At 70.6% G+C, this 23,493-nt stretch carries 23 protein-coding genes; 10 read left to right on the top strand and 13 right to left on the bottom strand.

Features of this window, described 5'->3' with window-relative positions; genetic code table 11:
* The first annotated feature begins 140 nt into the window (after positions 1–140).
* Positions 141–1,592 (top strand): amidohydrolase, encoded by a 1,452-nt coding sequence (locus BLV01_RS18040; protein ID WP_175486085.1) that lies wholly within the window; start codon positions 141–143, stop codon positions 1,590–1,592.
* Between the two features lie 38 nt (positions 1,593–1,630).
* Complete coding sequence (locus BLV01_RS18035; protein WP_254782686.1) at positions 1,631–2,911, top strand: amidohydrolase family protein; 1,281 nt, start codon at positions 1,631–1,633, stop codon at positions 2,909–2,911.
* Between the two features lie 130 nt (positions 2,912–3,041).
* Here the strand turns inward: BLV01_RS18035 and BLV01_RS18030 are convergent, their stop codons facing one another.
* Positions 3,042–3,725 carry a hypothetical protein gene (locus BLV01_RS18030; protein WP_175486082.1) on the bottom strand — a complete coding sequence of 228 codons (684 nt, stop codon included), beginning with the start codon at positions 3,723–3,725 and terminating at the stop codon, positions 3,042–3,044.
* A 53-nt stretch (positions 3,726–3,778) separates the two neighbouring features.
* Between BLV01_RS18030 and BLV01_RS18025 the strand changes: the two genes are divergently transcribed.
* The 4 genes from BLV01_RS18025 (at position 3,779) to BLV01_RS18010 (ending at position 9,563) form a co-directional block, all read left to right on the top strand.
* Positions 3,779–4,183 carry a DUF1761 domain-containing protein gene (locus tag BLV01_RS18025; RefSeq protein ID WP_175486080.1) on the top strand — a complete coding sequence of 135 codons (405 nt, stop codon included), beginning with the start codon at positions 3,779–3,781 and terminating at the stop codon, positions 4,181–4,183.
* A gap of 10 nt (positions 4,184–4,193) precedes the next feature.
* The gene (locus BLV01_RS18020; protein ID WP_091802933.1) at positions 4,194–4,826 is read left to right on the top strand and encodes a 2-hydroxychromene-2-carboxylate isomerase; all 633 of its coding nucleotides are present in this window, start codon (positions 4,194–4,196) and stop codon (positions 4,824–4,826) included.
* A gap of 108 nt (positions 4,827–4,934) precedes the next feature.
* Positions 4,935–5,882 (top strand): DegV family protein, encoded by a 948-nt coding sequence (locus BLV01_RS18015; RefSeq protein ID WP_091802931.1) that lies wholly within the window; start codon positions 4,935–4,937, stop codon positions 5,880–5,882.
* A 222-nt stretch (positions 5,883–6,104) separates the two neighbouring features.
* The gene (locus tag BLV01_RS18010; protein WP_091802928.1) at positions 6,105–9,563 is read left to right on the top strand and encodes an amidohydrolase family protein; all 3,459 of its coding nucleotides are present in this window, start codon (positions 6,105–6,107) and stop codon (positions 9,561–9,563) included.
* A gap of 102 nt (positions 9,564–9,665) precedes the next feature.
* On the opposite strand, the gene BLV01_RS18005 is transcribed toward BLV01_RS18010, so the two are convergent.
* Genes BLV01_RS18005 through BLV01_RS17995 form a run of 3 tightly spaced genes read right to left on the bottom strand, consistent with a single transcriptional unit; the run spans position 9,666 to position 13,592 of the window.
* On the bottom strand, positions 9,666–10,910 hold the full coding sequence (locus BLV01_RS18005; RefSeq protein WP_217633537.1) for a pyridoxal phosphate-dependent aminotransferase: 1,245 nt from the start codon (positions 10,908–10,910) through the stop codon (positions 9,666–9,668).
* Between the two features lie 16 nt (positions 10,911–10,926).
* Positions 10,927–12,621: a pyridoxal phosphate-dependent decarboxylase family protein gene (locus BLV01_RS18000; protein ID WP_217633536.1), complete on the bottom strand. Its 1,695-nt coding sequence runs from the start codon at positions 12,619–12,621 to the stop codon at positions 10,927–10,929.
* Positions 12,618–13,592 carry a DMT family transporter gene (locus BLV01_RS17995; RefSeq protein WP_091802922.1) on the bottom strand — a complete coding sequence of 325 codons (975 nt, stop codon included), beginning with the start codon at positions 13,590–13,592 and terminating at the stop codon, positions 12,618–12,620. Before BLV01_RS17995 ends, BLV01_RS18000 begins: the two co-directional genes overlap by 4 nt.
* A gap of 238 nt (positions 13,593–13,830) precedes the next feature.
* Between BLV01_RS17995 and BLV01_RS17990 the strand changes: the two genes are divergently transcribed.
* Positions 13,831–14,175, top strand: a complete 345-nt coding sequence (locus BLV01_RS17990) for a hypothetical protein (RefSeq protein ID WP_057949335.1) — start codon at positions 13,831–13,833, stop codon at positions 14,173–14,175.
* Positions 14,176–14,200: 25 nt separating this feature from the next.
* Here the strand turns inward: BLV01_RS17990 and BLV01_RS17985 are convergent, their stop codons facing one another.
* From BLV01_RS17985 to BLV01_RS17970, 4 genes are all read right to left on the bottom strand, one after another.
* Positions 14,201–15,145 (bottom strand): ADP-ribosylglycohydrolase family protein, encoded by a 945-nt coding sequence (locus BLV01_RS17985; protein WP_091802920.1) that lies wholly within the window; start codon positions 15,143–15,145, stop codon positions 14,201–14,203.
* Entirely contained in the window at positions 15,142–15,522 is a 381-nt protein-coding gene (locus tag BLV01_RS17980; RefSeq protein WP_091802917.1) for a cupin domain-containing protein, read from the bottom strand. The genes BLV01_RS17985 and BLV01_RS17980 overlap by 4 nt, the downstream gene beginning before the upstream one ends.
* A 116-nt stretch (positions 15,523–15,638) precedes the next feature.
* The gene (locus BLV01_RS17975) at positions 15,639–15,845 is read right to left on the bottom strand and encodes a twin transmembrane helix small protein (RefSeq protein ID WP_057949338.1); all 207 of its coding nucleotides are present in this window, start codon (positions 15,843–15,845) and stop codon (positions 15,639–15,641) included.
* 40 nt (positions 15,846–15,885) lie between these two features.
* Positions 15,886–16,206: a hypothetical protein gene (locus BLV01_RS17970; protein ID WP_091802912.1), complete on the bottom strand. Its 321-nt coding sequence runs from the start codon at positions 16,204–16,206 to the stop codon at positions 15,886–15,888.
* 222 nt (positions 16,207–16,428) lie between these two features.
* Here BLV01_RS17970 and BLV01_RS17965 point away from each other — a divergent pair, with 222 nt between their 5' ends.
* The gene (locus tag BLV01_RS17965; RefSeq protein WP_091802909.1) at positions 16,429–17,847 is read left to right on the top strand and encodes an aminotransferase-like domain-containing protein; all 1,419 of its coding nucleotides are present in this window, start codon (positions 16,429–16,431) and stop codon (positions 17,845–17,847) included.
* Here the strand turns inward: BLV01_RS17965 and BLV01_RS17960 are convergent.
* Both BLV01_RS17960 and BLV01_RS17955 read right to left on the bottom strand, forming a co-directional pair.
* Entirely contained in the window at positions 17,765–18,229 is a 465-nt protein-coding gene (locus BLV01_RS17960) for an MmcQ/YjbR family DNA-binding protein (protein ID WP_091802906.1), read from the bottom strand. The genes BLV01_RS17965 and BLV01_RS17960 overlap by 83 nt on opposite strands.
* Before the next feature lie 77 nt (positions 18,230–18,306).
* Positions 18,307–18,726 carry a GFA family protein gene (locus tag BLV01_RS17955; protein ID WP_091803205.1) on the bottom strand — a complete coding sequence of 140 codons (420 nt, stop codon included), beginning with the start codon at positions 18,724–18,726 and terminating at the stop codon, positions 18,307–18,309.
* A gap of 282 nt (positions 18,727–19,008) precedes the next feature.
* Between BLV01_RS17955 and BLV01_RS17950 the strand changes: the two genes are divergently transcribed.
* Positions 19,009–19,224, top strand: a complete 216-nt coding sequence (locus BLV01_RS17950; protein WP_091802903.1) for a hypothetical protein — start codon at positions 19,009–19,011, stop codon at positions 19,222–19,224.
* 184 nt (positions 19,225–19,408) lie between these two features.
* Here the strand turns inward: BLV01_RS17950 and BLV01_RS17945 are convergent, their stop codons facing one another.
* Entirely contained in the window at positions 19,409–19,816 is a 408-nt protein-coding gene (locus BLV01_RS17945) for a GFA family protein (protein WP_091802900.1), read from the bottom strand.
* 85 nt (positions 19,817–19,901) lie between these two features.
* Here BLV01_RS17945 and BLV01_RS17940 point away from each other — a divergent pair, with 85 nt between their 5' ends.
* Entirely contained in the window at positions 19,902–20,885 is a 984-nt protein-coding gene (locus BLV01_RS17940; protein ID WP_217633535.1) for a helix-turn-helix transcriptional regulator, read from the top strand.
* A gap of 128 nt (positions 20,886–21,013) precedes the next feature.
* Here the strand turns inward: BLV01_RS17940 and BLV01_RS17935 are convergent, their stop codons facing one another.
* The gene (locus BLV01_RS17935; protein WP_091802894.1) at positions 21,014–22,984 is read right to left on the bottom strand and encodes a GMC family oxidoreductase; all 1,971 of its coding nucleotides are present in this window, start codon (positions 22,982–22,984) and stop codon (positions 21,014–21,016) included.
* Positions 22,981–23,484, bottom strand: a complete 504-nt coding sequence (locus BLV01_RS17930) for a hypothetical protein (RefSeq protein WP_091802891.1) — start codon at positions 23,482–23,484, stop codon at positions 22,981–22,983. The genes BLV01_RS17935 and BLV01_RS17930 overlap by 4 nt, the downstream gene beginning before the upstream one ends.
* Between the last annotated feature and the right edge of the window lie 9 nt (positions 23,485–23,493).

Here is a 23,493-nt window from a genome sequence, read left to right as displayed (position 1 = left end):
TCCCTTTTTTGTTGTTGTAGTGCCGGTATTGTCGCACGGCCATGACCATCGTCAGGGTTGGCACGGTCGCGGGCGGCGGCTACGGTTCCGAAGCTGGCCCCGGCGCCAGTCCCATCTGTCCGCGTTCTTCGGGGGAAACCATGTTCCGACCCTTCCTGGCCGGTTGCGGCCTGGTCCTGCTCGCCGGCGCGGCGCAGGCCGCGGCGCCCGCGCCCGCCTCGCGCTACACCCAGGACCCCTATCCCAGCACCTACCGGCCGGTCGCCTCCGGCCCGGTGCTGCTGCGCGGCGCGACCGTGCTGACCGGCACCGGCCAGCGCCTGGACGGCGCCGACGTGCTGCTGCAGGGCGGCAAGATCGTCGCCGTCGGCAGCGGGCTCGACGCGCCGGCCGACGCCGCCCGGGTCGACGCCAGCGGCAAGTGGATCACCCCCGGCATCATCGACGTGCACTCGCACCTGGGCGTCTACCCCAGCCCGGGCGTCAGCGCGCACAGCGACGGCAACGAGATGACCAGCCCGGTCACCCCCAACGTCTGGGCCGAGCATTCGATCTGGCCGCAGGACCCCGGCTTCGCCGCCGCGCTGGCCGGCGGCATCACCTCGCTGCAGATCCTGCCCGGCTCGGCCAACCTGATCGGCGGCCGCGGGGTCACCCTCAAGAACGTGCCGGCCGGCAGCTACCAGGCGATGAAGTTCCCCGGCGCGCCGTGGGGCCTGAAGATGGCCTGCGGCGAGAACCCCAAGCGCGTCTACGGCAGCCGCAACGTCTCGCCGGGCACGCGCATGGGCAACGTCGCCGGTTACCGAGCGGCCTTCATCGACGCCAGCGAATACCTGCGCAAGACCACGCCCAAGGCGGCCAAGCCGGCGAAGAAGCGCTGGTGGCAGAGTTCCAGCGCGCCGGCCGCGAGCGACAGCGAGAAGGACACCGGCGGCAAGCGCGACCTCAAGCTCGACACCCTGGCCGGCGCGATCAAGGGCGACATCCTGGTCCACATCCACTGCTACCGCGCCGATGAAATGACCACCATGCTCGACCTGGCCAAGGAGTTCGGCTTCAAGATCAGCGCCTTCCACCACGGCGTGGAGGCCTACAAGATCGCCGACCGGCTCGCCGCCGAGAACGTCTGCGGCGCGCTGTGGGCCGACTGGTGGGGCTTCAAGATGGAGGCCTTCGACGGCATCCAGGAGAACATCGCCATCGTCGACCGCCCGGCCAACAGCTGCGCGATCGTGCACTCGGATTCCGAGGAAGGCATCCAGCGGCTCAACCAGGAAGCGGCCAAGGTGATCGCGCACGCGCGCCTGGCCGGGATCGAGATCGCGCCGGAACGCGCGATCCGCTGGCTGACCCAGAACCCGGCCAAGGCGCTGGGCATCGGCGAACGCACCGGCACCCTGGAGGCCGGAAAGATGGGCGACGTGGTGGTGTGGAACGGCAATCCCTTCAGCGTCTACGCCAAGGCCGAGCAGGTCTACATCGACGGCGCGCGGGTGTACGACCGCGCCGATCCTGCGCGCCAGCCCAAGTCGGACTTCATGCTCGGCCAGCCGGCGACCCAGGGCGCGGCCGCGGGAGGCGTGCGATGAGCCGCGTTTTCGCTACGCCCCGTTCTGCAGCCGCACCCATGCGCCGCACCGCCCTCGCCGCCGCGCTGCTGTGCGCCAGCTTCGCCGCGTCCGCGCAGAACGTGCTGATCCGCAACGCCACCGTCCACACCGCCACCGCGCAGGGCTCGCTGGAGAACGCCGACGTGCTGGTCTCCGGCGGCGTGGTGCGCGCGGTCGGCAAGGGCTTGAGCGCGCCGGCCGGCGCGCAGGTGATCGACGCGGCCGGCAAGCCGGTGACGCCGACCTTGTTCGGCGGCATCAGCGAGATCGGCCTGGAGGAAGTCTCCGGCGAAAAATCCACGGTCGACCAAACCGTCGCGCTCGGCGCCGACAGCAAGGAAATGACGGTGCGGCCGGAGTTCGACGTGACCCTGGCCTACAACCCCGATTCGGTGCTGATCCCGGTGACCCGGATCGAAGGCATCGGCTGGACCCTGCTCGGCGCCGGCACCGCCGCCGGCGGCTCGATCGTCGCCGGACAAGGCGGCGTCGAACGCCTGGACGGCGGCGCCGAGCCGATCGGCCCGCGCGTGCTGTTCGTGCGCCTGGGCAAGGACAGCCTGGGCCTGAGCGGCAGTTCGCGCGCGGCGCAGTGGATGATCCTGGACCAGCTCATCGACGAAACCCGCGGCCGCATTGCTCCCGACAACCACGCCGCGCTGCTGACCCCGGCCGGGCGCGCCACGCTGCAGAAGTATTTCGGCGGCGGCGGCCGGATCGTGTTCGGCGTCGACCGCGCCGCCGACATCCGCCAGTTGCTGCGCTGGTCGTCCAAGCATCAGTTGCGCATCGCCATCGCCGGCGGCGCCGAAGCCTGGCGGCTGGCGCCGCAGCTGGCCGCGGCCAAGGTGCCGGTGTTCGTCAATCCGCTGTCGAACCTGCCCAGCGATTTCGACCAGGTGGGCGCCAGCATGGAAAACGCCGCGCGCCTGCGCGCCGCCGGCGTGGCGGTGGGTTTCAGCGAAGGCGGCGCCTCGCACAACGCGCGCAAGGTGCGGCAGCTGGCCGGCAACGCGGTCGCCGCCGGCCTGCCGTGGGCCGACGGCCTGGCCGGGCTGACCCGGATACCGGCCGAGACCTTCGGCGTGGCCGGCGAAGTCGGCACGATCGCCCCGGGCAAGCGCGCCGACCTGGTGCTGTGGAGCGGCGACCCGCTCGACGTGGCCAGCGTCGCACTGCAGGTGTGGATGGACGGCCGCGCGATCCAGATGCGCAGCCGCCAGACCGAACTGCGCGATCGCTACCTGCATCCGGACAACGGATTGCCGCGGGCGTATCCGCTGCCGGCGGGGCGCTGAGCCCACGCGGCCGGCGCCCCGGTGCCGGCCGCATCGCCTGCCGTCGCAGACGGCGCACCGGCGCCGCGGTTCGGCGCTTACAACGTCAGCCCGCCCGGCGGCCGCGCAGCGCTTCGCCGGCGCGGCGCGCTCAGGCCGAAGCCTTCGCCGATTCCGCCGCAGCCGCTCGCGGCGCCAGATACGTCGCCACGCACAGGCTGCCGGCATAGCCCAACGCCACCGCCACGGCGAACCGCAGCGGGAAGATATTGGTCGATCCCGGTTCCGGCCACGGATTCCAATCCGCGCGGCCGAACTGCCAGGTGAAGCAGGCGCAGAACGCCGCGACCGCCAGCGTGTCGGCCATCCACGCCGCGCGCCGCTGCGAACGCACTCGGCTGCGCAACGCGGCGAACCTGATCAGCCACGCGACGAGCACGATCGTCACCAGCGACAGCCCGGAAGGCAACGCGATCGAGGTATCGCTCACGCTGCCCGGCACGCGCTTGCCCAGTTCCCAGACCAGGCGGGTCGAAAGCGCCCACAGGAACGGCAGGGCGAAGGACAGCAACAGCGCTGCGGTCGAGGCGAGGCGCGAGTCGCGGATGCGCGCGGCAAGGGGTTCGGTCATGGCGGGCACAATGCCCGACGCCGGCCAGCGGCGATAGCCCGCCGCGCGCGGACGCCGCCGGCTCGCGCGGGCGCCGCCGCACGCGACGCGCTGCGCGGCCGCCGTCGCGCGCAGCCGGCGCGGCGCGCGGCCAACGCCCCGCCCCGCCGCCACGGCGTATGCTTGCCCCACGGCGCGCCACGCCGCCGCGCGCCCGCTGCGCATGGCCGGGCGCCCGCCCCACGCAATCGCCTCACGCACCGCTTCCGGAGTCCCGCATGAACGTCCCGCTCGACCAGGTCAACTGGCTCGCCATCGCCGCCGCCACCGCGTCCTCGTTCGTCCTCGGCGGGCTGTGGTACGGGCCCTTGTTCAAGAAGGCCTGGTGCCGCGAGGCCGGGGTCGATCCGGACGCCAAGCCCGCTCACGCCGGCCGTGTGTTCGCCACCGCCATCGTCTGCGCGCTGCTGTCGGCGACCATCTTCGCCGCGCTGATGCCGCCGCAGGCGACCGCGGTGGACGGCTTCGGCGTCGGCTTCGTGGTCGGCCTGTTCTTCGTCTCGATGAGCTTCGGCATCAACTACGCCTTCGCCGGCCGCAGCCTCAAGCTGTGGATGATCGACAGCGGCTACCACATCGTCCAGTTCGTCCTCTACGGCGCGATCCTCGGCGCCTGGAAATAAGGAGCCTGCGATGAGCACCCCCGCGCTGCGCTGGTACTTCGACTTCATCTCGCCGTTCGCCTACCTGCAGTGGCAGCGGGTGCGCGCGCTGGCCGCGCAGCGGCCGGTCGCGCTGGTGCCGGTGGCGTTCGGCGCGCTGCTGGCCGCGCACAGCCACAAGGGGCCGGCGGAAATTCCGGGCAAGCGCGAGTTCACCTATCGCCACGTGCTGTGGCAGGCGCGCCGCGCGGGCGTGCCGCTGCGCTTCCCGCCGGCGCACCCGTTCAACCCGCTGGCGTCGCTGCGCCTGAGCGTGGCCGCCGGCAATACGCCCGAAGCGGTGCAGGCGATCTTCGACTGGATCTGGGGCCAGGGCCAGGCCGGCGACAGCGTCGAGGCGCTGGGCCCGGTCGCGGCGGCGCTGGGCGTGGCCGCGCAAACCGTCGGCAGCGAATCGGTCAAGACCGCGTTGCGCGCGAATACCGAATCGGCTTTGCTTGCCGGTGTATTCGGCGTGCCCACGCTGAGCATCGGACCAGAACTGTTCTGGGGCAACGATGCACACGATTTCGCCCTTGACGCGCTGCAACATCCGGAAATGCTTGAAGATCCCGAAATGCAGCGGCTGAAACAGCTGCCGGTCGCGGTGCACCGCCGGGCCTGAACGAATGCCCGAACGGCGCCGGCCTGCGTGAGTGCGCGGCCGGCGCCGCCGCGGGTATGCTGCCGGTCACATTCGATAGCCACGCGCCAAGAACCCGGGGGGGGACCCATGCGCATTGGAATCGTCGTCGACTCCGCTTGCGACCTGCCGCTGGAGTATCTCCAGCAGCACAACATCCACCTGCTGCCGATCACCGTGCGCATCGGCCAGGCGGTGCTGGCCGACCACCGCAACGAAGAGGCCACGCTGCAGTTCCTGCAGGCGCACCTGGCCGAGCGCGGCTTCGAGGCCGAGACCACGCCGTTCACCGTGCAACAGGTGCGCGACCTGTTCGTGAGCCAGCTGGCGATCGACTACGACTACGTGTTCTGCATGACGATCACCAAGACCCGCAGTCCGGTGTTCGACAACGCCAACCAGGCCAGCTTCGCGATCCTCAACGACTACAAGCCGGTGCGCAGCGCCGCCGGCATCAACACGCCGTTCTCGTTGCGGGTGATCGACACCTTGAACCTGTTCGCGGCGCAGGGCATCACCGCGGTCGAGGCGGTGCGCATGCGCGCGGCCGACGAGCCGCCGCCGAAGATCCGCGCGCGCCTGGAGCAACTGGTCAACGCCACCCATGGCTACCTGATCCCGCGCGACCTCAACTACCTGCGCGCGCGCACCCGCCACCGCGGCGACCGCAGCGTGAGCTTCCTCAGCGCGACCCTGGGCACCGCGCTGGACATCAAGCCGGTGCTGCACTGCAACCGCGGCGAAACCGGGCCGATCGCCAAGATCAAGACCTACGAGGCCGCGGCGCAGAAGCTGCTGGAATTCGCCGCACGGCGGGTGACCCGCAACGAACTGCTGACTCCGACGGTGTGCCTGAGCTACGGCGGCGAACTCGGCGAACTGCGCGCGCTGTCCGGCTACGAGACCCTGCGCCTGGCCTGCCAGGAGCACAAGGTCGAGCTGTTCGAGAGCCTGATGAGCCTGACCGGCATGGTCAACATCGGCAAGGGCGCGCTGGCGCTGGGGCTGGCGACCGAACAGGCGGCCTGGGACGGCTGAGGCGCGCGGCGCCTGAAGCGGCCCGCTTCGGCGGTTGTGGGAGGGCCTTCAGGCCCGACGCTCTTGTTCCAGATCGCGGCGATCGGACCGGAAAGCGTCGGGCCTGAAGGCCCTCCCACAACAGCAGCGGCCTCGAAACGCGGCGAACAGGACTTCCAGCCCAGGCCGCTGCGATGCGGACCGGGTTAGCCTGCCGGACTGTCCGTCCCAGGTATCCGCTCCATGCCCAGCCACCGCCTGCTCGCCCTCGCGCTCGCCAGCGCGCTCGCCGCTCCGGTCTTCGCCCAGACGCCGCCGGCCCCCGCTCCCCAGGAACGCAAAGGCCAGGACGCCGACAAGCCCGCCGCCCAGCTCGAACAGGACGCGCTGAAGCCCGTTGGCACCGACCCGGCGCGCGCGCCGGCGGCGACCGCCAAGGGCGCGGCCAAGGCCGGCGACAAGGACGAGAAGAAGTGGGACGTCAACGCCGCCCACGGCCCGACCAAGACCATCGCCTTCGACACCGACGAAGGCACCTGGATGGACCTGGACGTGTCGCCCGACGGCCGCGAGATCGCCTTCTCCCTGCTCGGCGACATCTACCTGCTGCCGATCGGCGGCGGCCAGGCCCGGCGCATCAGCAGCGGTCCGGCCTGGGACGTACAGCCGCGCTTCTCGCCCGACGGCCGCCAGATCGCCTTCACCTCCGACCGAGGCGGCGGCAACAACCTGTGGCGGATGAACCGCGACGGCGGCAACCCGGTCGCGGTGACCAAGGAAGACTTCCGCCTGCTCAACAACCCGGCGTGGACGCCCGACGGCCAGTACCTGATCGGGCGCAAGCACTTCACCGGCGAGCGCTCGCTCGGCGCCGGCGAGCTGTGGATCTACCACGCCGCCGCGGGCGGCGGCGGCCTGCAGCTGACCAAGCAGAAGAACGACCAGCAGGACCTCGGCGAACCGGCGGTGTCGCCGGACGGCCGCTACGTGTATTTCTCCGAGGACGTCACCGGCGGCCCGAGCTTCCAGTACAACAAGAACCCGCACGACACCATCTACGCGATCAAGCGCCTGGACCGCCAGACCGGCAAGACCAGCACGGTGATCGACACCGCCGGCGGCGCGGTGCGCCCGCAGCCCTCGCCCGACGGCAAGTCGCTGGCCTTCGTCAAGCGCATCCGCGAGAAGTCGGTGCTGCACGTGCTCGACCTCGCCAGCGGCGAAGCCAGGCCGGTGTGGGACGGGCTTTCGCACGACATGCAGGAGGCCTGGGCGATCTTCGGCCCTTACGCCAATTTCGCCTGGACGCCGGACTCCAGGTCGGTGGTGATCTGGGCGCAGGGCAAGCTGTGGCGCGTGGGCATGGCCGACGGCAAGCCGGCGCAGATTGCGTTCAGCGCCCACATCGAGCAGACCGTCGCGCAGGCGCTGCGCTTCGAGCAGAAACTCGACGCCGGCCGCTTCGACCCGAAGATGATCCGCGACGTCGCCACCAGCGCCGACGGCAAGACCCTGATCTTCCACGCGGTCGGCCAGCTGTGGCGCAAGCGCCTGCCCGACGGCAGGCCCGAGCGCCTGACCGGCAACGACAACCTCTACGAATACCAGCCCAGCTTCAGCGCCGACGGCGGCAAGCTGCTCTACACCACCTGGTCCGACGCCGCGCTCAGCGCGATCTACGTCACCGGTGCGGGCGGCGGCGGCGGCAAGCGCCTGACCCAGGACAAGGGCTTCTTCTACAGCCCGCGCTTCTCGCCGGACGGGCGCCGCATCGTCTACGCCAAGACCGGCGGCGGCGGCCTCACCGGCAGCCTGTGGTCGGTGGACCGCGGCATCTACGTGATGAGCGCCGACGGCGGCAAGCCGGTACGCGTGGCCGCCAGCGGCGAGTCGCCGCAGTTCAGCGCCGACGGCAGCCGCGTGTATTACCTCACCGGCGGCGGCTTGAAGAAGAAGCTGATGTCGGTCGGCTTGAACGGCGAGGACGAGCGCGAAGTCTTCAACCTCAAGTACGTCGATTCGATCAGCATCAGCCCCGACGGCAAGTGGGTGGCGTTCACCGAACTGTTCAACGCCTATGTCGCGCCGATGATGACCGGCACCGGCTCGGTCGAACTCAGCCGCGACAGCAAGGCGCTGCCGGTGGCGCCGGTCAGCGCCGACGTCGGCAGCTACCTGCACTGGTCGGCCGATTCGAAGTCGCTGCACTGGATGGTCGGCAACCAGTACCACTCGCGCGCGCTCAACCAGGCGTTCGCGTTCCTGCCGGGCGCGCCGACGAGCGTCGCCAAGCCGTCCTCCGACGAGCGCGGCATCGCGGTCGGGTTGGAAGTGCCGGTGTACGCGCCCAAGGACACCGTCGCCTTCACCCATGCGCGGGTGGTGACCATGCGCGACGCCGACAAGGCGCAGGAAGTGATCGAGGACGCGACCGTGGTGGTGCGCGGCGACGAGATCCTCGCCGTCGGCCCCAGCGCCTCGACCGCCGTGCCGGCCGGCGCGCGCAGCATCGACGCCAGCGGCAAGACCATCCTGCCGGGCTACATCGACGTGCACGCCCACGCCGCGCACTTCGGCCAGGGCGTGGTGCCGCAGCAGAACTGGGCGTACTACACCAACCTGGCGTTCGGCATCACCACCATGCACGATCCCTCGGCGACCACCGAGTTCGTGTTCTCCGAGGCCGAACTGGTCAAGGCCGGCAAGATGGTCGGCCCGCGCGTGTTCTCCACCGGCACGATCCTGTACGGCGCCGACGGCGACTTCAAGGCGGTGGTCAACTCGCTCGACGACGCGCGCAGCCACCTGCGCCGGATGAAGGCCAACGGCGCGTTCTCGGTCAAGAGCTACAACCAGCCGCGGCGCGAGCAGCACCAGCAGATCAACCAGGCCGCGCGCGAGCTGGGCATGCTGGTGGTCGAGGAAGGCGGTTCGACCTTCAACCACAACCTGCCGATGATCCTCGACGGCGCCACCGGCATCGAGCACAACATCCCGGTCGCGCCGCTGTACAAGGACGTGGTCGAGCTGTGGCGGCAGACCGATGTGCGCAACACGCCGACGCTGGTGGTCAGTTACGGCGGGCTGTCCGGCGAATACTGGTGGTACGCGCGCGACAACGTGTGGGAGGACAAGAAGCTCAACCGCTTCTTCCCGCGCGAGACCCTGGACGCGCGCTCGATCCGCCGCGAGACCGCGCCGGACTGGGATTACTGGCACGTGCAGGTGTCCAAGTCGGTCAAGACGCTGCGCGACGCCGGGATCAAGATCCAGGTCGGCGGCCACGGCCAGTTGCAGGGGCTGTCGGCGAACTGGGAAATCTGGATGCTGACCCAGGGCGGCATGAGCAACTTCCAGGCGCTGCGCGCGGCGACCATCGACGGCGCCGACTACCTGGGCCTGTCGAAGTCGCTGGGCTCGCTGGAAGCGGGCAAGAAGGCCGACCTGGTGGTGCTCAACAGCAATCCGCTGGAGAACATCCGCGCCACCATCGACACCCGCTACGTGATGGTCGACGGGCGCTTGTTCGACGTCGATGCGGACATGGCCGAGATCGGCAACAAGGCCGAGAAGGCGCCGCTGTTCTACTGGCAGCGCCATCGCGACGGCCGCACCTTCGGCGCCGAGTACGGGCCGACCTCGGTCTGCCATTGCCCGAAGGGGCATGGGCCGCACCAGGCGCACGACCACGACGAGGACTAAGCCGCGCTTCTGCGACGCATCGCGACTGCCCCGCCCCGCGCGGGGCAGTCGCGTTTGGGGCCGCGCTCATCGCGCGGCCCGCTCGGCTTCGGCCCCGCGCGCCTAGGCCGCCGCGTCGCGCCGCAACGCCGGCCACGCGCGCAACCGCCGCAGCGCCTCGTCGAGCACGGCCTCGGACTGCACCAGCGCGACCCGCACCCGGCCCGCCCCGCCGGGGCCGAAGCCGCTACCAGGCGCGACCAGCACGCCGGTGGCGTCGAGCAGGGCTTCGACGAAGTCCAGATCGTCGCCGTCGAAACCCGGCGGCAGCGGCGCCCACAGGAAGAAGGTCCCGTGCGAGGGCGCGATGCGCCAGCCCAGCGCGGCGGCGCCGTCGACGAAGCGGCGCATGCGCGCGGCATAGACGGCGCTGTTGCGCGCGGCGATGGCTTCCAGTTCGTCGAGCATCTCCGCGGCCACGCACTGCAGCGGCAGGAAGGTGCCGAAGTCGGCGTTGAACTTGGCCGCGCGGATCTTCGCCACCAACGCCGGCGCGCCGGCGGCGAAGCCGATGCGCCAGCCGGCCACGCCGCAGGACTTGCTCAGGCTGTGCAATTCCAGCACCCGTTCCAGCGCGCCCGGCGCCGGCAACGCGGCGCCGCCGAGCACGCCGCCGCGCGGCGGCTCGAACGCGATCTCGGCGTAGGCGCGGTCGATCACCACGTACAGGTCGTGGCGCCGGGCGAAGTCCAGCACCTGCTCCAGCCTGGCCGGCGCCAGCGCGATGCCGGTCGGATTGCTCGGCGAGCAGATCACCAACACCCGCGCGCCCTGCAGTTGTTCGGCGCGGATGGATTCCAGCTGCGGCTGGCCGCGCTCGTCGCAGGCGAACAGTTCCACCCGCGCGCGGAGCAGGCGCGCGGTGCTCTGGTAGACGGTGTAGGACGGATCGGGCATCAGCACCGCCTCGCCCGGTTGCAGGCAAGCGAACAGGCTGTGGAAGATGCCCTCCTTGGAGCCGAGCAGGTCGACCACGTGGCGCTGCGGATCGAGCAGCGCCGGTGCGCCGGGCGGCAGGAAGCGGCGCTGGTAATAGGCAGCGAAGCGCTCGCGCAGGCGCTGGTTGAGGTCGGCGCGGAACTCGCCGTAGCCGTGCAGGTCGTCGCGGCCGACGTAGTGCTGCAGGCGCTCGCGCCAGCGCGGCTCCGGGGCGAGGTCGGGATTGCCGATCGACAGGTCCAGCAGCGGCGCGCCGGCGAAGCCGGGCGCGTCCTGGCGCGCGCGCTGGCGCTCGGCCAGGGTCTTGAGCAAAGCGAAGGCGTCGCGCGGCGCGGACTGCGCCGGCGCGGGGTCGGTCATCAGGGTCATGGCGGCGGCTCCGTGGTCAGCGAATGGGTTTTTCGAACGCGCTCGCGCCCAACGCGCGCGGCTGCGCGCGCAGCCGCGCCTGGAAGTCGTGGAACTGCGCGGCGATGTGCGCTACCGCCTCGTCCCACTGCGCATCGCTGCGCGGCTGCATCGGGTACAGCAGGAAGCCGGTGGTGACCGCGCCGGGATCGTTGTCGATGCGATAGCCCGGCACGATGCTGAACAAAGGCAGGTCGTAGCCGGCGTTGACCCGGTCCCAGCACTCCTGCATGAAGCCCAGCGCCAAATCCTGATACGACGGCGCCAGTTCGATCAGGTCCGGCGCGAACGGCGCCTCGAACACCAACTCCCAGCCGAGGCTGGCGCGGTTGAGCGCGCGGAACAGGCCGTGGCGTTGCAGCGCGTCGGCGAGCGCGTCGCGCGCCTGGTGCAGGCCGGCGAGGTAGTCGCCGTAACCGGCGCGGCCGAGCCGGCGCAGGTTCATCCACGCCGCCAGGATGCCCTGCCCCGGACGCGAGTTCTCGAAGGTGTAGCGGTAGGCGCGGAACTGGCCGTACTGGAAGTCGTGGTCGCCGTAGCGATAGCTGCCGTCGCCGAGTTCGTCCATGAAGCGGCGGTCGCGGGCGACGAAGAAGCTGCTCGCGTACGGGCACAGGCCGTCCTTGTGGAAGTCCACGCCGAGCGAGTCGAAACCGTCGACGCCGCGCAGGCGCCGCAGCACTTCGGCGATGCGCGCGCGGCCGCGCGGATCGGGCACGCGCTCGCGCAGCCGCGCCTCGTCGGCGTCGAGCAGGCTCAGGTACAGCCAGCCGATCACGCTGTCCAGGTGTAGGTAGGGCCGCTGCGGCAGGCCGTGTTCGCGCGCGAAGGCTTCGGCGATGTCGCGCACTTCGCGCGTGTCTTCGCAGTTGAAGTTGATCGTGGTGCCGCCGCAGCACACGATCGCCGCGACCCGGCGCCCGCGCGCGTGCTGTTCGTCGAGCATGCGCCGCAGCGCATCGGGCCGCATGCGCCCGTCGCTGCCGCTGGGCACGCGCAGGCAGTGGCCCGAACCCAGCCCGAGCAGGCTGGCGGCGTGCTCGACGCAGTAGTGCGCGCCTTCGCTGCACAGGATCGTCAGGTCGCGCGGCAGGCCTTCTCGGATCGACTCCGGCGCGATCCGGCCCAGCGCCGACTTGATCGCGTACATGATGGTGAACTTGCCGCCGTTGCAGGAAATCCCCATCGCCTGCGGCCAGCCGGCCCAGCGCCCGATCTTGCGCGCGACCTGTTGCTCGATCAGCAGCGCTTCGCCGCCGAACGCGTCCATCAGGCTGTTGGCGTTGTAGGCGGTGGCCAGCCAGGCCGCGGCGGTGGACTCGACGCTGGGCTCGGGCACCATGTTGAACAGCGAGTGCCGCGACTGCGGGCGGATCGCGCCGCGGAAGAAACGCGCGGCCTCGTCGAGCAGCGCCGCCTCGTCGGCCGGCGCATCGTCTTGGTCGCGATCGAGTTCCTCCAGGTAGGCGAACGCGCGCGCCGGGTACTTCGGCCCCAGCGCGGCGCGCGCGCCGGGCGCGAGCGCCAGTTCCGGCAATGCGGCCAGGTCGGCGCGCGCGCGCCGCTGCACATGGCGGTCCAGTTCGAGGGTGCGCTCGATCAGCGCGTGCATGCGCTCCGGCGCATCGGGCGCGGACGCGGGCGGCAGGGCGAGGCGTTGCAGCATGGTCATGACGGTGTCTCCGGTTGCACGGCGGGAAGATCGGCCGTAGCCGCCGGCGCCGCCGCGGCGGTGCCGCGGCGCCACGCCAACCCGGCCAGGCCGGAACAGAACAAGGCGATGCCGAACCACTGCGCCGGCGCGATCGGCGCGGCCAGCCACCACCACGCGTACAGCGCCGCGGCCGGCACCTCGACCAGGGCGAACACGGTCGCCAGCATCGGCCCGCCCAGCGCGATCGCGCGCACGTACAGCACGTCGGCGAACACGGTCGGAATCAGGATCAACGCGGCGATCCACAGCCACGCGTGGACGTTCGACAACGCCGGCAACGCCGCCGGCGCGGCGCCGAGCAGCGGCGCGAGGAAGGCCGCGCCGAGGCCGAGGCTGGCGCTGACCACCACCCAGGTATCGAGCGGGCCGAGCGCGCGCGCGAAGATCGGGAACACCCCGTAGCACAGGCCCGACACCAGGCCGCAGGCGACGCCGGCATACCACGGCGCGGCGAACAGCCCGGCGGCGGCGGGTTCGCCGCGGCCGCACAGCACGGTCAGCGCCAATCCGCACAGCGCCAGCAGCACCAGCCGCCAGGCCGCGCCGTCGAGGCGTTCGCCGAAGCACATGCGGTTGATCGCGGCGGTGAACAGCGGCCCCATGCACAGCAGCACGATCGCGAGGCTGCTGCCGGCGCCGTCCACCGCGGCGGCGAACGACACGCTGCCCAACGCCTGGCAGACCGCGCCGATCGCCGCCAGCCAGCCCCACTGGCGCAGGCTCAACGCGCGCGCCCGGCGCAGCGCCAGCGCGACCAGCAAGGTGACCGCGAACGCGCCGCCCAGGCGCAGCAGCGCCAGTTGCGCCGCGCCCAGGCCGTAACCGAGCAGCGCGCGGGCGATCAGTCCCAGCGATCCCCACAGCGTGCCGGCGGCGAGCGCCAGCGCGACGGCGGCCAGCGGCGCGCCCGCGCGGGTGGCGGTGGTCATGAAGTTACGTCCTTGTAAAACGGCGGCGCGGCGGTCCGCATCGGCCGCGCAGTGTCGTGCGCGCGCGTCTCAACGGTTGCGCGGGCAATCACAGATCGGCCGGCCGACAGGGTCGGCAAACGCGGCGCATGACGGGGTTGGGTATTCAGGCGCGAGACTCGCGCCGGCTCGACCCACTTCACGCCCGAGCCATGCGCCGCTCATTAATCTGAACGCGCCCACTCACCGAGAGATGCGAATGGCCACCCGTTACTTCCTCAGCATTCCCGACGCCGACCGCGCCCGCGGCAGCGATGCCGACCTGTCCTTCACCGCGATCAGCTCCGAGGGCTTCGCCGCGCAGTTGCAGGACGCGCTGCGCAGCGATGCGCTGTTCGAGCGCTGGCGCGCCAAGCAGCCCGATCCGGACGAGGTCGATCCCAGCCTCGGCGCGACCGATCCCAACGCCACCGTGGTCGGCGAGCAGCGCGACCTGCGCATGGACCTGACCGTAGTGACCGCGCTGTCGGGCACCGTGCTCAAGCACCGCCTGCGCCTGCTCGCCGGCAGCGGCTGGGAACTGCGCGACGTAACCGCGGCCTGAGCCGCGCGCGGCAACGGGGCGGCGTCTACTCCGCCGCCTCGAACGGCTGTTCCGACAACGCCAGCAGCGCCTGCGCCATCGCCGCGATGTCCTCGCGCATGACCAGGCGCTGCAGCCAGGCCGGCGGGATGCCCTGCACGCCGTAGAACGCGCCGGCGACCTGGCCGCAGATCGCCGCGGTGGTATCGGCGTCCTCGCCGAGGTTGGCCGCGCGCAGGATCGCGGCTTCGAACGACTCGGTGTGCAGGAAGCACCACAGCGCGGCTTCCAGCGACTCAACGCTGTAGCCGCTGCCGCGGATTTCGTCCTCGCGCTTGCCCGCGTAGCCGCGCGCGTGGATCGCGGCGACCTTCGCGCTTTGCGGCGGCGGCATCGCCGGGGTCAACACCGCTTCCTTGCCGGCGCCCATCAGCGCCGCGCGCAGCTGGCTTGCGAACAGGCGCGAGCAATCCAGCGCCTCGGCCGCGCCGTGGGTGGTGCGGGTGGATTCGGCGGCGTAGCGGCGCAGCCGCTCGGGATCGCGCCGCCACAGCATCGGCACCGGCGCCAGCCGCATCAGCGCGCCGTTGCCGGCCGCGCGCGGGCCGGGATCGCCGGCGTAGGGATCGCCGCTGCGCAGGTAGCGGTCCAACGCCGCGCTCACCGTCGCGCCGATGTCGAAACACTCGCCGTTGCTGCTGAGATAGCCGTGCGCGCGCCAGTTGCAATAGCGGTTCATCTGGTCGCGCGGATCGAAGCCGCGGCAGTGCAGCAGGCTCGCGCCCAGGCACAGCGCCATCGAGGTGTCGTCGGTCCATTCGCCCGCGCGCAGGCCGAACGGGCCGCCGCCGGTCATGTCGGTCAGCGGCGCGAAATCGCCGCGCGCCTTGAATTCCACGGTGGTGCCGACCGCGTCGCCGCAGGCCAGGCCGAGCAGGCAGCCCAAGTAGCGTTCGCTCAGGTCGGGGCGTCGTGCGTCCGCGGTGTTCATGCGCCGGGCGACTCCAGGTCTTCGTAGCACTCCGGCACGAAGCGCGGCGTGCAGATCGCCAGGAACATCAGATCGTCGTCGCCGAGGTTGGCGATGCGCTGGGCGGCGCCGGCGGGAATGAAGACGGTATCGCCCGGCCCCACGTCGGCAGGCGCGAGGCCTTCGACTTCGATGCGGCCGCGGCCGGTGTGGATCAGGTAGCGCTCGGCGGTACCGCGCAGGCGGTGCAACTGCGTGGTCGTGCCCGGCGCGACGCGGATGCGGGCGATCGAGGCCTGCGCGTCGTCGGGCGAGTTCCAGTGTTCGACCACGTGGCAACGTTCGCTGAGGTAGAACTCGGTCGGTTCGTCGCGGCGGACGAGGCGCGGCTCGGTCATGGTTCGCGTTCGCTCGGGGCGGGAACGCCGAGTCTAGCGCTGCCGGGCGGCAGCCAGTCCGACCGCGGCGCGGCGACGGCCGCGCGCGCCTGGGCCGCCGCGCGCGCGGCGGCGGATCAGACGCCGACGCCGTGCGGCTGGACCACGCCGGTGGCGATGCCGACGACCACCAGCGCGATCAACGCGATGGAGAAGCCGATGCGCCGGGTCAGCGCGTTGACGGTGCGCTTGCTGGTGCCCTTGTCGACCAGCATGTAATACAAGCCGGCGCCGAGGTTGTAGACGATCACGGCGAGAAACGCGGCGACGAACAGCAGTTTCATGGTGCGACCTTGCCCGGATGGGCGATGGGGGACGGAAAAGTCAGGCGGCGACGCGGCGTCCGCGCAGCCAGCGCCAGCGCGCGAGCAGCGCCGCGGTCATCACCGCCAGGAACAGGCCGTAGGCGACCGAGGTGGCCAGCACCTGCTTCCAGATCGCGCCGGCGTGCGGGTCGGCGTTGTACATGCCCCAATGCATGCCCCAGAACGCCGCCAGCGTGGCCAGGACCAAGCTGGCGCTGTCGAAGACGGTGCGCGCGGCCGAACGCGGCTGGCGCGGATAGGCCCAGAACAGCCAGGCCAGGATCGAGAACCAGGGGATGAACAGGATCAGCGCCAGGTTGAGTTCGATTTGCGGGTTCATGTGCTTGGACGTTCGCGCAGCCTTTGCTGCGGGGTCCATTGTTCGCCTATCGGCACAGATTGCGTAGACTCAGATTCGGAGCAAAAAACCGGATCAGTCGCATGAAATAGCGAGAACCAGCAACGGGCAACCGGGAGCGGTTGAAGACGGGCTCGCCTCGCCATTCCCCATCTCGCGCCCTCCATTTCCCGCGTCCTGCGCCGCTGCTCCCTTGCCGCCCCCATGAAGCGCTACCAAGCCCTCGCCAACGACCTCGCCCGCTCGATCCGGCAGGGGCTGCTGCAGCCCGGACAGCGGCTGCCGTCGGTGCGCCAGGCGAGCGCGGCGCGCAAGCTCAGTCCGGCGACGGTGTTCCAGGCCTATTACCTGCTCGAGGCGCAGGGGCTGGTGCGCGCGCGGCCGCGCTCGGGGTATTACGTCGCGCCGGCGGCGCTGCAGCTGCCGCCGGAGCCGGACACCGCCTCGGCGCCGCAGGGCGAGTCGCGGCCGGTCGACGTCAGCGCGCTGGTGTTCGAAGTGCTGGAATCGGCGATGGCGCGCGAGATCGTGCCGCTGGGCTCGGCCTTCATGAGCCCGGCGCTGTTCCCGCTGGCCAAGCTCGGCCGGGCGATGGCGCACGAGGCGGTGCACCTGGACCCGCGCAGTACCGTCGACGACCTCACCCCGGGCAACGCCGAACTGCGCCGCCACATCGCCCTGCGCTACCGGGTCGAAGGCGTCGAGCTGGGCGCGGGCGACCTGGTGGTCTGCAATGGCGCGATCGAAGCCTTGAACCTGTGCATCGCCGCGGTCGCCCAGCCCGGCGACGCGGTGCTGGTCGAGTCGCCGTGCTTCTACGCCGCGCTGCAGACCCTGGAGCGCCGCGGCCTGCGCGCGGTGGAAGTGCCCACCCACCCGCGCGAGGGCATCGAGCTGGGCGCGCTGGAAGCGGCGATCCGCCGCCACGCGCCCAAGGCCTGCTGGCTGATGACCAGCTTCCAGAATCCGCTCGGCGCCAGCCTGCCCGAAGCCAAGACCCGCGAACTGGTGCAGCTGCTCGCGCGCTACGAACTGCCGTTGATCGAGGACGACGTCTACGGCGAGCTGCACTTCGGCGCGCGCCGGCCGCTGCCGGCCAAGGCCTTCGACACCCGCGGGCTGGTGCTGCACTGCTCCTCGTTCTCCAAGACCCTGGCGCCGGGCTACCGCATCGGCTGGGCCGCGCCGGGACGCTATACCCAGCAAGTCGCGCGGCTCAAGCTGACCAACACCCTGTCGACCTGCGTGCCGGCGCAACTGGCGATCGCGCGCTACCTGCAGCGCGGCAGCTACGAGCGCCACCTGCGCGGGCTGCGCAAGACCCTGGCCCAGCAGCAGGCCGCGTACCTGGACGCGGTCGCCCGGCATTTCCCCGCCGGCACCCGCGTCACCCGTCCCGACGGCGGCTATTTCCTGTGGATCGAGCTGCCGCCGGGCCGCGACGCGCTGGCCCTGCAGCGGCAGGCCGCGCAACGCGGCATCAGCATCGCGCCAGGGCCGATGTTCTCGGCCGAACGCGGCTACGGGCGCTGCCTGCGCCTCAACTACGGCCACCCGCTCGATGCGCGGATCGAGAATGCGTTAGCAGCCTTGGGCGCGCTTTCGGCGGCGCCAGCGGCGTGAGCCGCGCGCGCACCGCGTCGCTGGCGCCGTCCAGGGCCTCGGCCTGGCGCTTGCGGCTGAGGTTGCCGAGCGCGCGCCGGTACGACCAGTCCACCAGTTCGCGCAGGTAGTCGGCCGGCATCTGCCGCACATCGACCACGGTGACCCAGTGGTGCCGCCCCATGAAGCGCGCCGGCTTGATTCCGGGAACGCCGGTCAGTTCCAGGAAGCGCTCGGCGCTGGCCCTGAAGCTGAAACGCCAGCGCTCGGGCTCGCTGGTCTTGAAGTAGGCGAAGAACTTTCCGCCGACGCTGTAGACCAGGATGTTCGATGGCGCGGCGTGGCGTTTTTCCTCGACGCCCGGATAGCTGCGGCAGACTTTCTTGAGGGCGTGGGTGTCCATCGGATTCGCGCGTGGGGAGCGTCGCCAAGCATGCGCGGGTTTGGCCGCGGCGCAAAGATCGCGACGAACCCCGCCGCTCACATATGCGCCGTCACCGCCGGCGGCCGCGCCCAATCCTCGTCGCGCCCGTTGAGGTAGGCCACCGGCACCGCCGCCAGCCATTGCGGCGCGACGTCGAGGCAGGCCAGGCTCAGCGACACGTAGTCGCCGCCGAGTTCCTCGACGTGGTTCTGCGCGAACACGTGCACGCCGCAATGCCGGCAGAACCGGTGCCGCGCCACGCCGCGACCGAAGCGATAGTCGGCCAACGCGTCCTCGCCTTCGAGCAGTTCGAACGCCGACGGCGCCAGGATCGCGGCCCAGCGCCGAATGCGCGCGCACAGCGAACAGTTGCAGCGCACGCTGCCCTGGGCGGGATCGACTTGCGCGCGGAAACGGACCGCGCCGCAGTGGCAGCCGCCGTGGAAGGTGCCGCTGTGTGGGGTGTGCTCGCTCATGCCGGACTCCGCGTGAAGGGCGTCGAGCATGGCCGGTGCCTGCGGGCGGGTTCGGTCCTGGATTCGCCCGCCGCCGCGCACGGGCGATGCGGACGATCCTTCGGCAGTGCAGCGCAAACGCCGCCGTGCGCGAGGCGCACGGTCGTCCGGATCGGGAGCGGTGTCGCAATGCGCCGGGCCTGCGCCGCCATCCATCGGCTGAAGCCGGCCGGCGCGGCGGCGGCGCGCAGCGCGGTTGCTAAGCTCGGCGCGCCCGATCCCGGGCATCCAAGGAGTGGGAACATGGCCCGAAAGACGCAACTGGCAGCGCTGTGCACCTTCGCGTTCGGACTGAGCTTCGCCGCTGCCGCGTTCGCCGGCCAGGACTACGACCTGGCCTGCGTCTCCAACTGCCAGCAGATCGAGATCGAGCGCTGTCAGGCGGCGGGCGGCGGCGAGGAATGCCGCCTGATCAACATCGACCACTGCTATTACCAGTGCCCGCTGATCTATCCGTGATCGGATCGCGATCGAAGGCTTCGGATCGTCCTGGGCGCCTTGTCGGTCGCGACAAGGCGCTTTTCGGTTTCGGCGCCGGTAGCGGACGCGCTTTTTCGCGGGGCGGCGGGGTTCGTCGTCGTCGCGGGTTCGCGGTCGCGGCTTGCGCCGCTCCTACAGTCAGGTCACGCGGGTGCGTCGCGGTTTACATGTGCGCGGTCACCGCCGGCAGTTCGAACCAGTTGTTGTGCAGGCCGTCCATGAACCGCACCGGCGCGGCGGCGAGGACGGCGTGGTCCACGTCCAGGCAGGCCACGTTGATCGCGTAGTACTTGCCGCCCAGCACCTCGAGTTCGCCTTCGCCGAAGGCGTGGACGCCGCATTGCTTGCAGAAGCGGTGGTGGCCGCTGAAGGTGCCGAACTGGTAGTCGCCCATGTCCGCCACATCGCCGGCGAGCAGGCGGAACGCGTCGGGCTTCACGATCGCGCCCCACTTGCGCAGCTTGCCGCAGATCGAGCAGTTGCAGCGCGAGGTGCCGGCGTCCAGGTCGAGGTCGACTTCGTAACGGATCGCGCCGCAATGGCAGCTGGCCTGGTAGGTCTGGACGGTCATGGCGGTGGCTCCGGTTCGGTGGTGCCGGGGCGGTTCCCCGGTTCGCAGCCAGATTACCCCGCTTTGAGGACAGGATATGTCCTCAATGGGTTTTACACTGGGCCCCATGCTGAAGACCTCGACCCGCCTGCTGCGACTGCTGTCGCTGCTGCAATCGCGCCGCCACTGGACCGGGGCGGAGCTGTGCGAGCGCCTGGAAGTGGACGCGCGCACGGTCCGCCGCGACGTCGACCGGCTGCGCGAACTGGGCTATCCGGTGCAGGCCTCGGCCGGGGTCGGCGGCGGCTACCGGCTCGCCGCCGGCGCCAGCCTGCCGCCGCTGCTGCTCGACGACGACGAGGCGGTGGCGATGGTGGTGGCGCTGCGCAGCGCCGCCAGCAGCGTGGCGCGGATCGAGGACACCGCGGTCGGCCTGCTCGGCAAGCTCGACCAATTGCTGCCGGCGCGGCTGCGCCGCCGGGTCGGCGCGCTGTACTCGGTGACCCTGAGCCTGGGCCAGAGCCAGGAAAGCCCCGACGTCGACACCCTGACCGAACTGGCCGGCGCCTGCCGCGACCATCGCCTGCTGGAACTGGACTACAGCGACCGCGGCGGCCGCGCCAGCAGCCGCACCATCGAGCCGCTGCGCCTGGTCAACAGCGGCCGGCGCTGGTACCTGCTGGCCTGGGACCGCAGCCGCGACGACTGGCGGCTGTTCCGCGCCGACCGCATCCGCAGCCTGCGCTGCGGCGGCGGCTTCGTGCCGCGCAAGTTCCCCGAGGACGTGGCCGCCTACGTGCAGCGCTCGATCAGCCAGGTCATCAGCGGCGAAGGCCTGCGCGTGCGCGTGCGCCTGCGCGGCAGCGCCGAGACGCTGGCGCCGACCCTGCCGCCGTGGTGCGGCGTGCTCGAACACATCGACGACAGCAGCAGCCTGCTGCACGTGCGCGGCGACAGCGCCGAGGAGATCCTGGCGCTGCTGGCGCTGACCGGGGTGGAATTCGAGTTGATCGACGGCGCCGAGCGGGTGGCGCAGCTGCGCGAAGTGGCGCAACGCTTGTTGCGCGGGCTGGAGCCGCCCGCCGGCTAGGATTTTGTGGGAGGGACTTCAGTCCCGATGCTTTCCGCTCAGATCGAATCGACCCTCATGCAGGTCCTGCCGCACCTGAGCCAAAAGCATCGGGACTGAAGTCCCTCCCACAACAGCAGTCCCCCGCCTCAGCCCAGGTCGTGCAGCAGGTTGTCCGCCGCCTGCAGCGCCAGCGCGGCGATGGTCAGGGTCGGGTTCGCGGTCGCGGTGGACGGGAACACGCCGCTGCCGACCATGTACAGGTTGTCGTGGTCCCAGGATTGCTGGCGCGCGTTGAGCACCGAATCGCCGGCGCTGCTGCCCATGCGGTAGGTGCCGATGATGTGGCCGGCGCCGTAGAAGATGAAGTTCTGGCCCTGGTAGCGGAAGGTCGTGGCCGAGGCCTTGGGCCCGCTGAGCTGCGCGTTCTGCGGTTCCTGGGTGTACTCGATCGCGCCGAGCGCCTTGAAGATCTCGGTCGAGGCCTGCTTGGCCGAGACGAAGGCGTTGCGCACGTAGTCCTCGCGGATGCGGTAGGTCACCTGCGGCCGCGGCAGGCCCAGGCGGTCCTTGTACTGGGTCGACAGGGTCACCCGGTTGTCGGGATCGGGCAGCTGCTCGATCAGGTAGCCCAGGCGCAACTGCCGGACATAGACGCCGTTGAGCGCGTTCACCAGTTTCGAGCCGTAGAGTTGGCTGTAGGCCGGCAGGTTCGGATCGAATCGCAGCGCCTGCCCCTGCGCGTTGACCGAATTGCCGTTGAGCTGGGTGTTGTTCTGCCCGAACACGAAATCGGCGAGCGTGGTGTTGGGATCGTTGGCCGCCCAATTCCAGCCCTCGTTGCCGATCTCGATGCGGTAGGCCGCGCGCTGGCTGCGGAACGCGCCGTCGCGCGCGGCCTCGATGCCCGACGTCGCCAGCGGCCCGCGATAAGCGTAGACCGGCGCCTTGGCCAGGCCCCAGGCCAGGTACATCACGTGATCCATGAGGTTGCGCCCGACCTGGCCGGAGCTGTTGGCCACGCCGTTGGGATAACCGGGGTTGCCGTTGGACATCAGCAACAGCTTGGGCGTCTCGATCGCGTGCGCGGCCAGCACGTAGCGCTTGCCCACCGCGGTGCCGCCGCCGGTGGACGGCCCGGTCTGGGTGTCGTAGGTCAGGTAGTCGATACCGCTGACCTGCTTGTCCTTCAGGCGGATGTTGCTGGCCACGCTTTGGTACTGGATCTGCACGTTGCCGGTCTGCAGCGCCTGGGCCAGGGTCACGGTGCCGTCGTACTTGGCCTGGATCGGGCAGATCGGGATGCAATTGGTGTTGCCCGCGCACTGGCGGCGCTTGCCCGGACGCGAGTTGCGCCCCTGCGGCGTCGGCGTCACGAACAGCGAAATGCCGTCGATCTTCAGCGCGGTCACGTTGCGCTGGTACAGCGCGTCGTTGGTCGAGGGCACGATCCCCGGCATCGGGAAATCGTAGTCCGGCCCGTACACGCCGCCGGGCTGCACGTTGAAGGTCTTGTACAGGTCGACCATCGGATCGCGGTCGCTGGACACGCCGATCACTTCGGTCGCGGCGCGGTAGTACGGCAGCAGTTGCTCGTAGAACTTCGCCCCGTTGGGCCAGTCCACGCCCTGGCCGTATTTGGTCTTGAGCTGGAAATCGTTGGGCAGGTGCATCAGCGAGGTGCCCAGCCAATGCCATGTGGTGCCGCCGGCGACGCGTTCGTAGGAACTGCCGAAGGCGAAGGTCATCTGCGGGTCGCTGGGCGAGGTCGCCGCCTGCGGCCCGTAGATGAAGTAGCACTGCTTCGGGTCCTGCCAGGCGTTGATCTGCAGCACCGTGTAGCGCGGGGTGTTGAGCGTGGCCGGGTCGGGCTGGCCGAGCGCGTTGCCGGTGCCGCTCGCGCCCTGGGTGGTCGGCGGGTACGGCGATTCCGGGGTCTTGGCGTCGGCGGTGAAGAAGGTCTGCATGTAGTCCTCGCGGCTCTTGGGCACCGGCGGCCCGCCTTCGAGGATCAACACTTTCTTGCCGGCCTTGCCGAGCTGGTAGGCGATGATCGAGCCGGAGATGCCCGAGCCCACGATCACCACGTCGAAGCCGCCGGGAGGGGTGACGATGCTCATACCGGATTCTCCAGATAGGCCGACAGCGGCGGCGGGTCTGTGGCCCAGTAACCGTAGTTGTAGGTCGAGCTGCCCATCGGATGCGATTGCATCACCCGCCACACCAGGCCCTGGGTGTAGCTCTCGGCGGAAATCACGCTGCTGAAGGTCTGCCCGCGCGAGGGACTGTCGTCGTACTGCACGCTCGGCCAGGCGCCGGCGTACCACAGGAAGATCAGCTGGCGCATCGCCAGTATCTGCGCGGGCGTGGTGCCGCTGCCGCCGAGCATCTGGCCGACGATCTGCTCTTCGTTGCCCGGCTTGCCGCCGGCGGCCTCGAACAGCGCCTTGTAGCGCTCCAGGATCTGCTCGGCCATGCCGTCGGGCAGTTTCTCGTCGAACGCCTGCAAGTAGACGGTCTTGATTCCGACCGGATCGATTTCCGGCGCGATCGCCTCGCTGGCGAAGCCGGTCAGGCCGACGCTCATGCTGACGAAGTAATCCATGTAGTCGAACACCATGTCGCTGTC

This window comes from Lysobacter sp. yr284 (assembly GCF_900107375.1).
Taxonomy (GTDB): domain Bacteria; phylum Pseudomonadota; class Gammaproteobacteria; order Xanthomonadales; family Xanthomonadaceae; genus Lysobacter.
Note: the sequence above shows the minus strand (reverse complement) of the source record. Positions and strands in the feature narration are given on the sequence as shown.

Bases quoted from the DNA above. Each gene is read 5' to 3' on its own strand.
- BLV01_RS17950 (WP_091802903.1), top strand. From the start codon at position 19,009: ATGGCCCGAAAGACGCAACTGGCAGCGCTGTGCACCTTCGCGTTCGGA.
- BLV01_RS17975 (WP_057949338.1), bottom strand. From the start codon at position 15,845: ATGAAACTGCTGTTCGTCGCCGCGTTTCTCGCCGTGATCGTCTACAAC.
- BLV01_RS17985 (WP_091802920.1), bottom strand. From the start codon at position 15,145: ATGAACACCGCGGACGCACGACGCCCCGACCTGAGCGAACGCTACTTG.
- BLV01_RS18040 (WP_175486085.1), top strand. From the start codon at position 141: ATGTTCCGACCCTTCCTGGCCGGTTGCGGCCTGGTCCTGCTCGCCGGC.
- BLV01_RS17955 (WP_091803205.1), bottom strand. From the start codon at position 18,726: ATGAGCGAGCACACCCCACACAGCGGCACCTTCCACGGCGGCTGCCAC.
- BLV01_RS17990 (WP_057949335.1), top strand. From the start codon at position 13,831: ATGGCCACCCGTTACTTCCTCAGCATTCCCGACGCCGACCGCGCCCGC.
- BLV01_RS17945 (WP_091802900.1), bottom strand. From the start codon at position 19,816: ATGACCGTCCAGACCTACCAGGCCAGCTGCCATTGCGGCGCGATCCGT.
- BLV01_RS18005 (WP_217633537.1), bottom strand. From the start codon at position 10,910: ATGACCCTGATGACCGACCCCGCGCCGGCGCAGTCCGCGCCGCGCGAC.
- BLV01_RS18025 (WP_175486080.1), top strand. From the start codon at position 3,779: ATGAACGTCCCGCTCGACCAGGTCAACTGGCTCGCCATCGCCGCCGCC.
- BLV01_RS18000 (WP_217633536.1), bottom strand. From the start codon at position 12,621: ATGACCATGCTGCAACGCCTCGCCCTGCCGCCCGCGTCCGCGCCCGAT.
- BLV01_RS18035 (WP_254782686.1), top strand. From the start codon at position 1,631: ATGCGCCGCACCGCCCTCGCCGCCGCGCTGCTGTGCGCCAGCTTCGCC.
- BLV01_RS17995 (WP_091802922.1), bottom strand. From the start codon at position 13,592: ATGACCACCGCCACCCGCGCGGGCGCGCCGCTGGCCGCCGTCGCGCTG.
- BLV01_RS17940 (WP_217633535.1), top strand. From the start codon at position 19,902: ATGGGTTTTACACTGGGCCCCATGCTGAAGACCTCGACCCGCCTGCTG.
- BLV01_RS17970 (WP_091802912.1), bottom strand. From the start codon at position 16,206: ATGAACCCGCAAATCGAACTCAACCTGGCGCTGATCCTGTTCATCCCC.
- BLV01_RS17930 (WP_091802891.1), bottom strand. From the start codon at position 23,484: ATGGTGTTCGACTACATGGATTACTTCGTCAGCATGAGCGTCGGCCTG.
- BLV01_RS17935 (WP_091802894.1), bottom strand. From the start codon at position 22,984: ATGAGCATCGTCACCCCTCCCGGCGGCTTCGACGTGGTGATCGTGGGC.
- BLV01_RS18020 (WP_091802933.1), top strand. From the start codon at position 4,194: ATGAGCACCCCCGCGCTGCGCTGGTACTTCGACTTCATCTCGCCGTTC.
- BLV01_RS17980 (WP_091802917.1), bottom strand. From the start codon at position 15,522: ATGACCGAGCCGCGCCTCGTCCGCCGCGACGAACCGACCGAGTTCTAC.
- BLV01_RS18010 (WP_091802928.1), top strand. From the start codon at position 6,105: ATGCCCAGCCACCGCCTGCTCGCCCTCGCGCTCGCCAGCGCGCTCGCC.
- BLV01_RS17965 (WP_091802909.1), top strand. From the start codon at position 16,429: ATGAAGCGCTACCAAGCCCTCGCCAACGACCTCGCCCGCTCGATCCGG.
- BLV01_RS17960 (WP_091802906.1), bottom strand. From the start codon at position 18,229: ATGGACACCCACGCCCTCAAGAAAGTCTGCCGCAGCTATCCGGGCGTC.
- BLV01_RS18015 (WP_091802931.1), top strand. From the start codon at position 4,935: ATGCGCATTGGAATCGTCGTCGACTCCGCTTGCGACCTGCCGCTGGAG.
- BLV01_RS18030 (WP_175486082.1), bottom strand. From the start codon at position 3,725: ATGCGCAGCGGGCGCGCGGCGGCGTGGCGCGCCGTGGGGCAAGCATAC.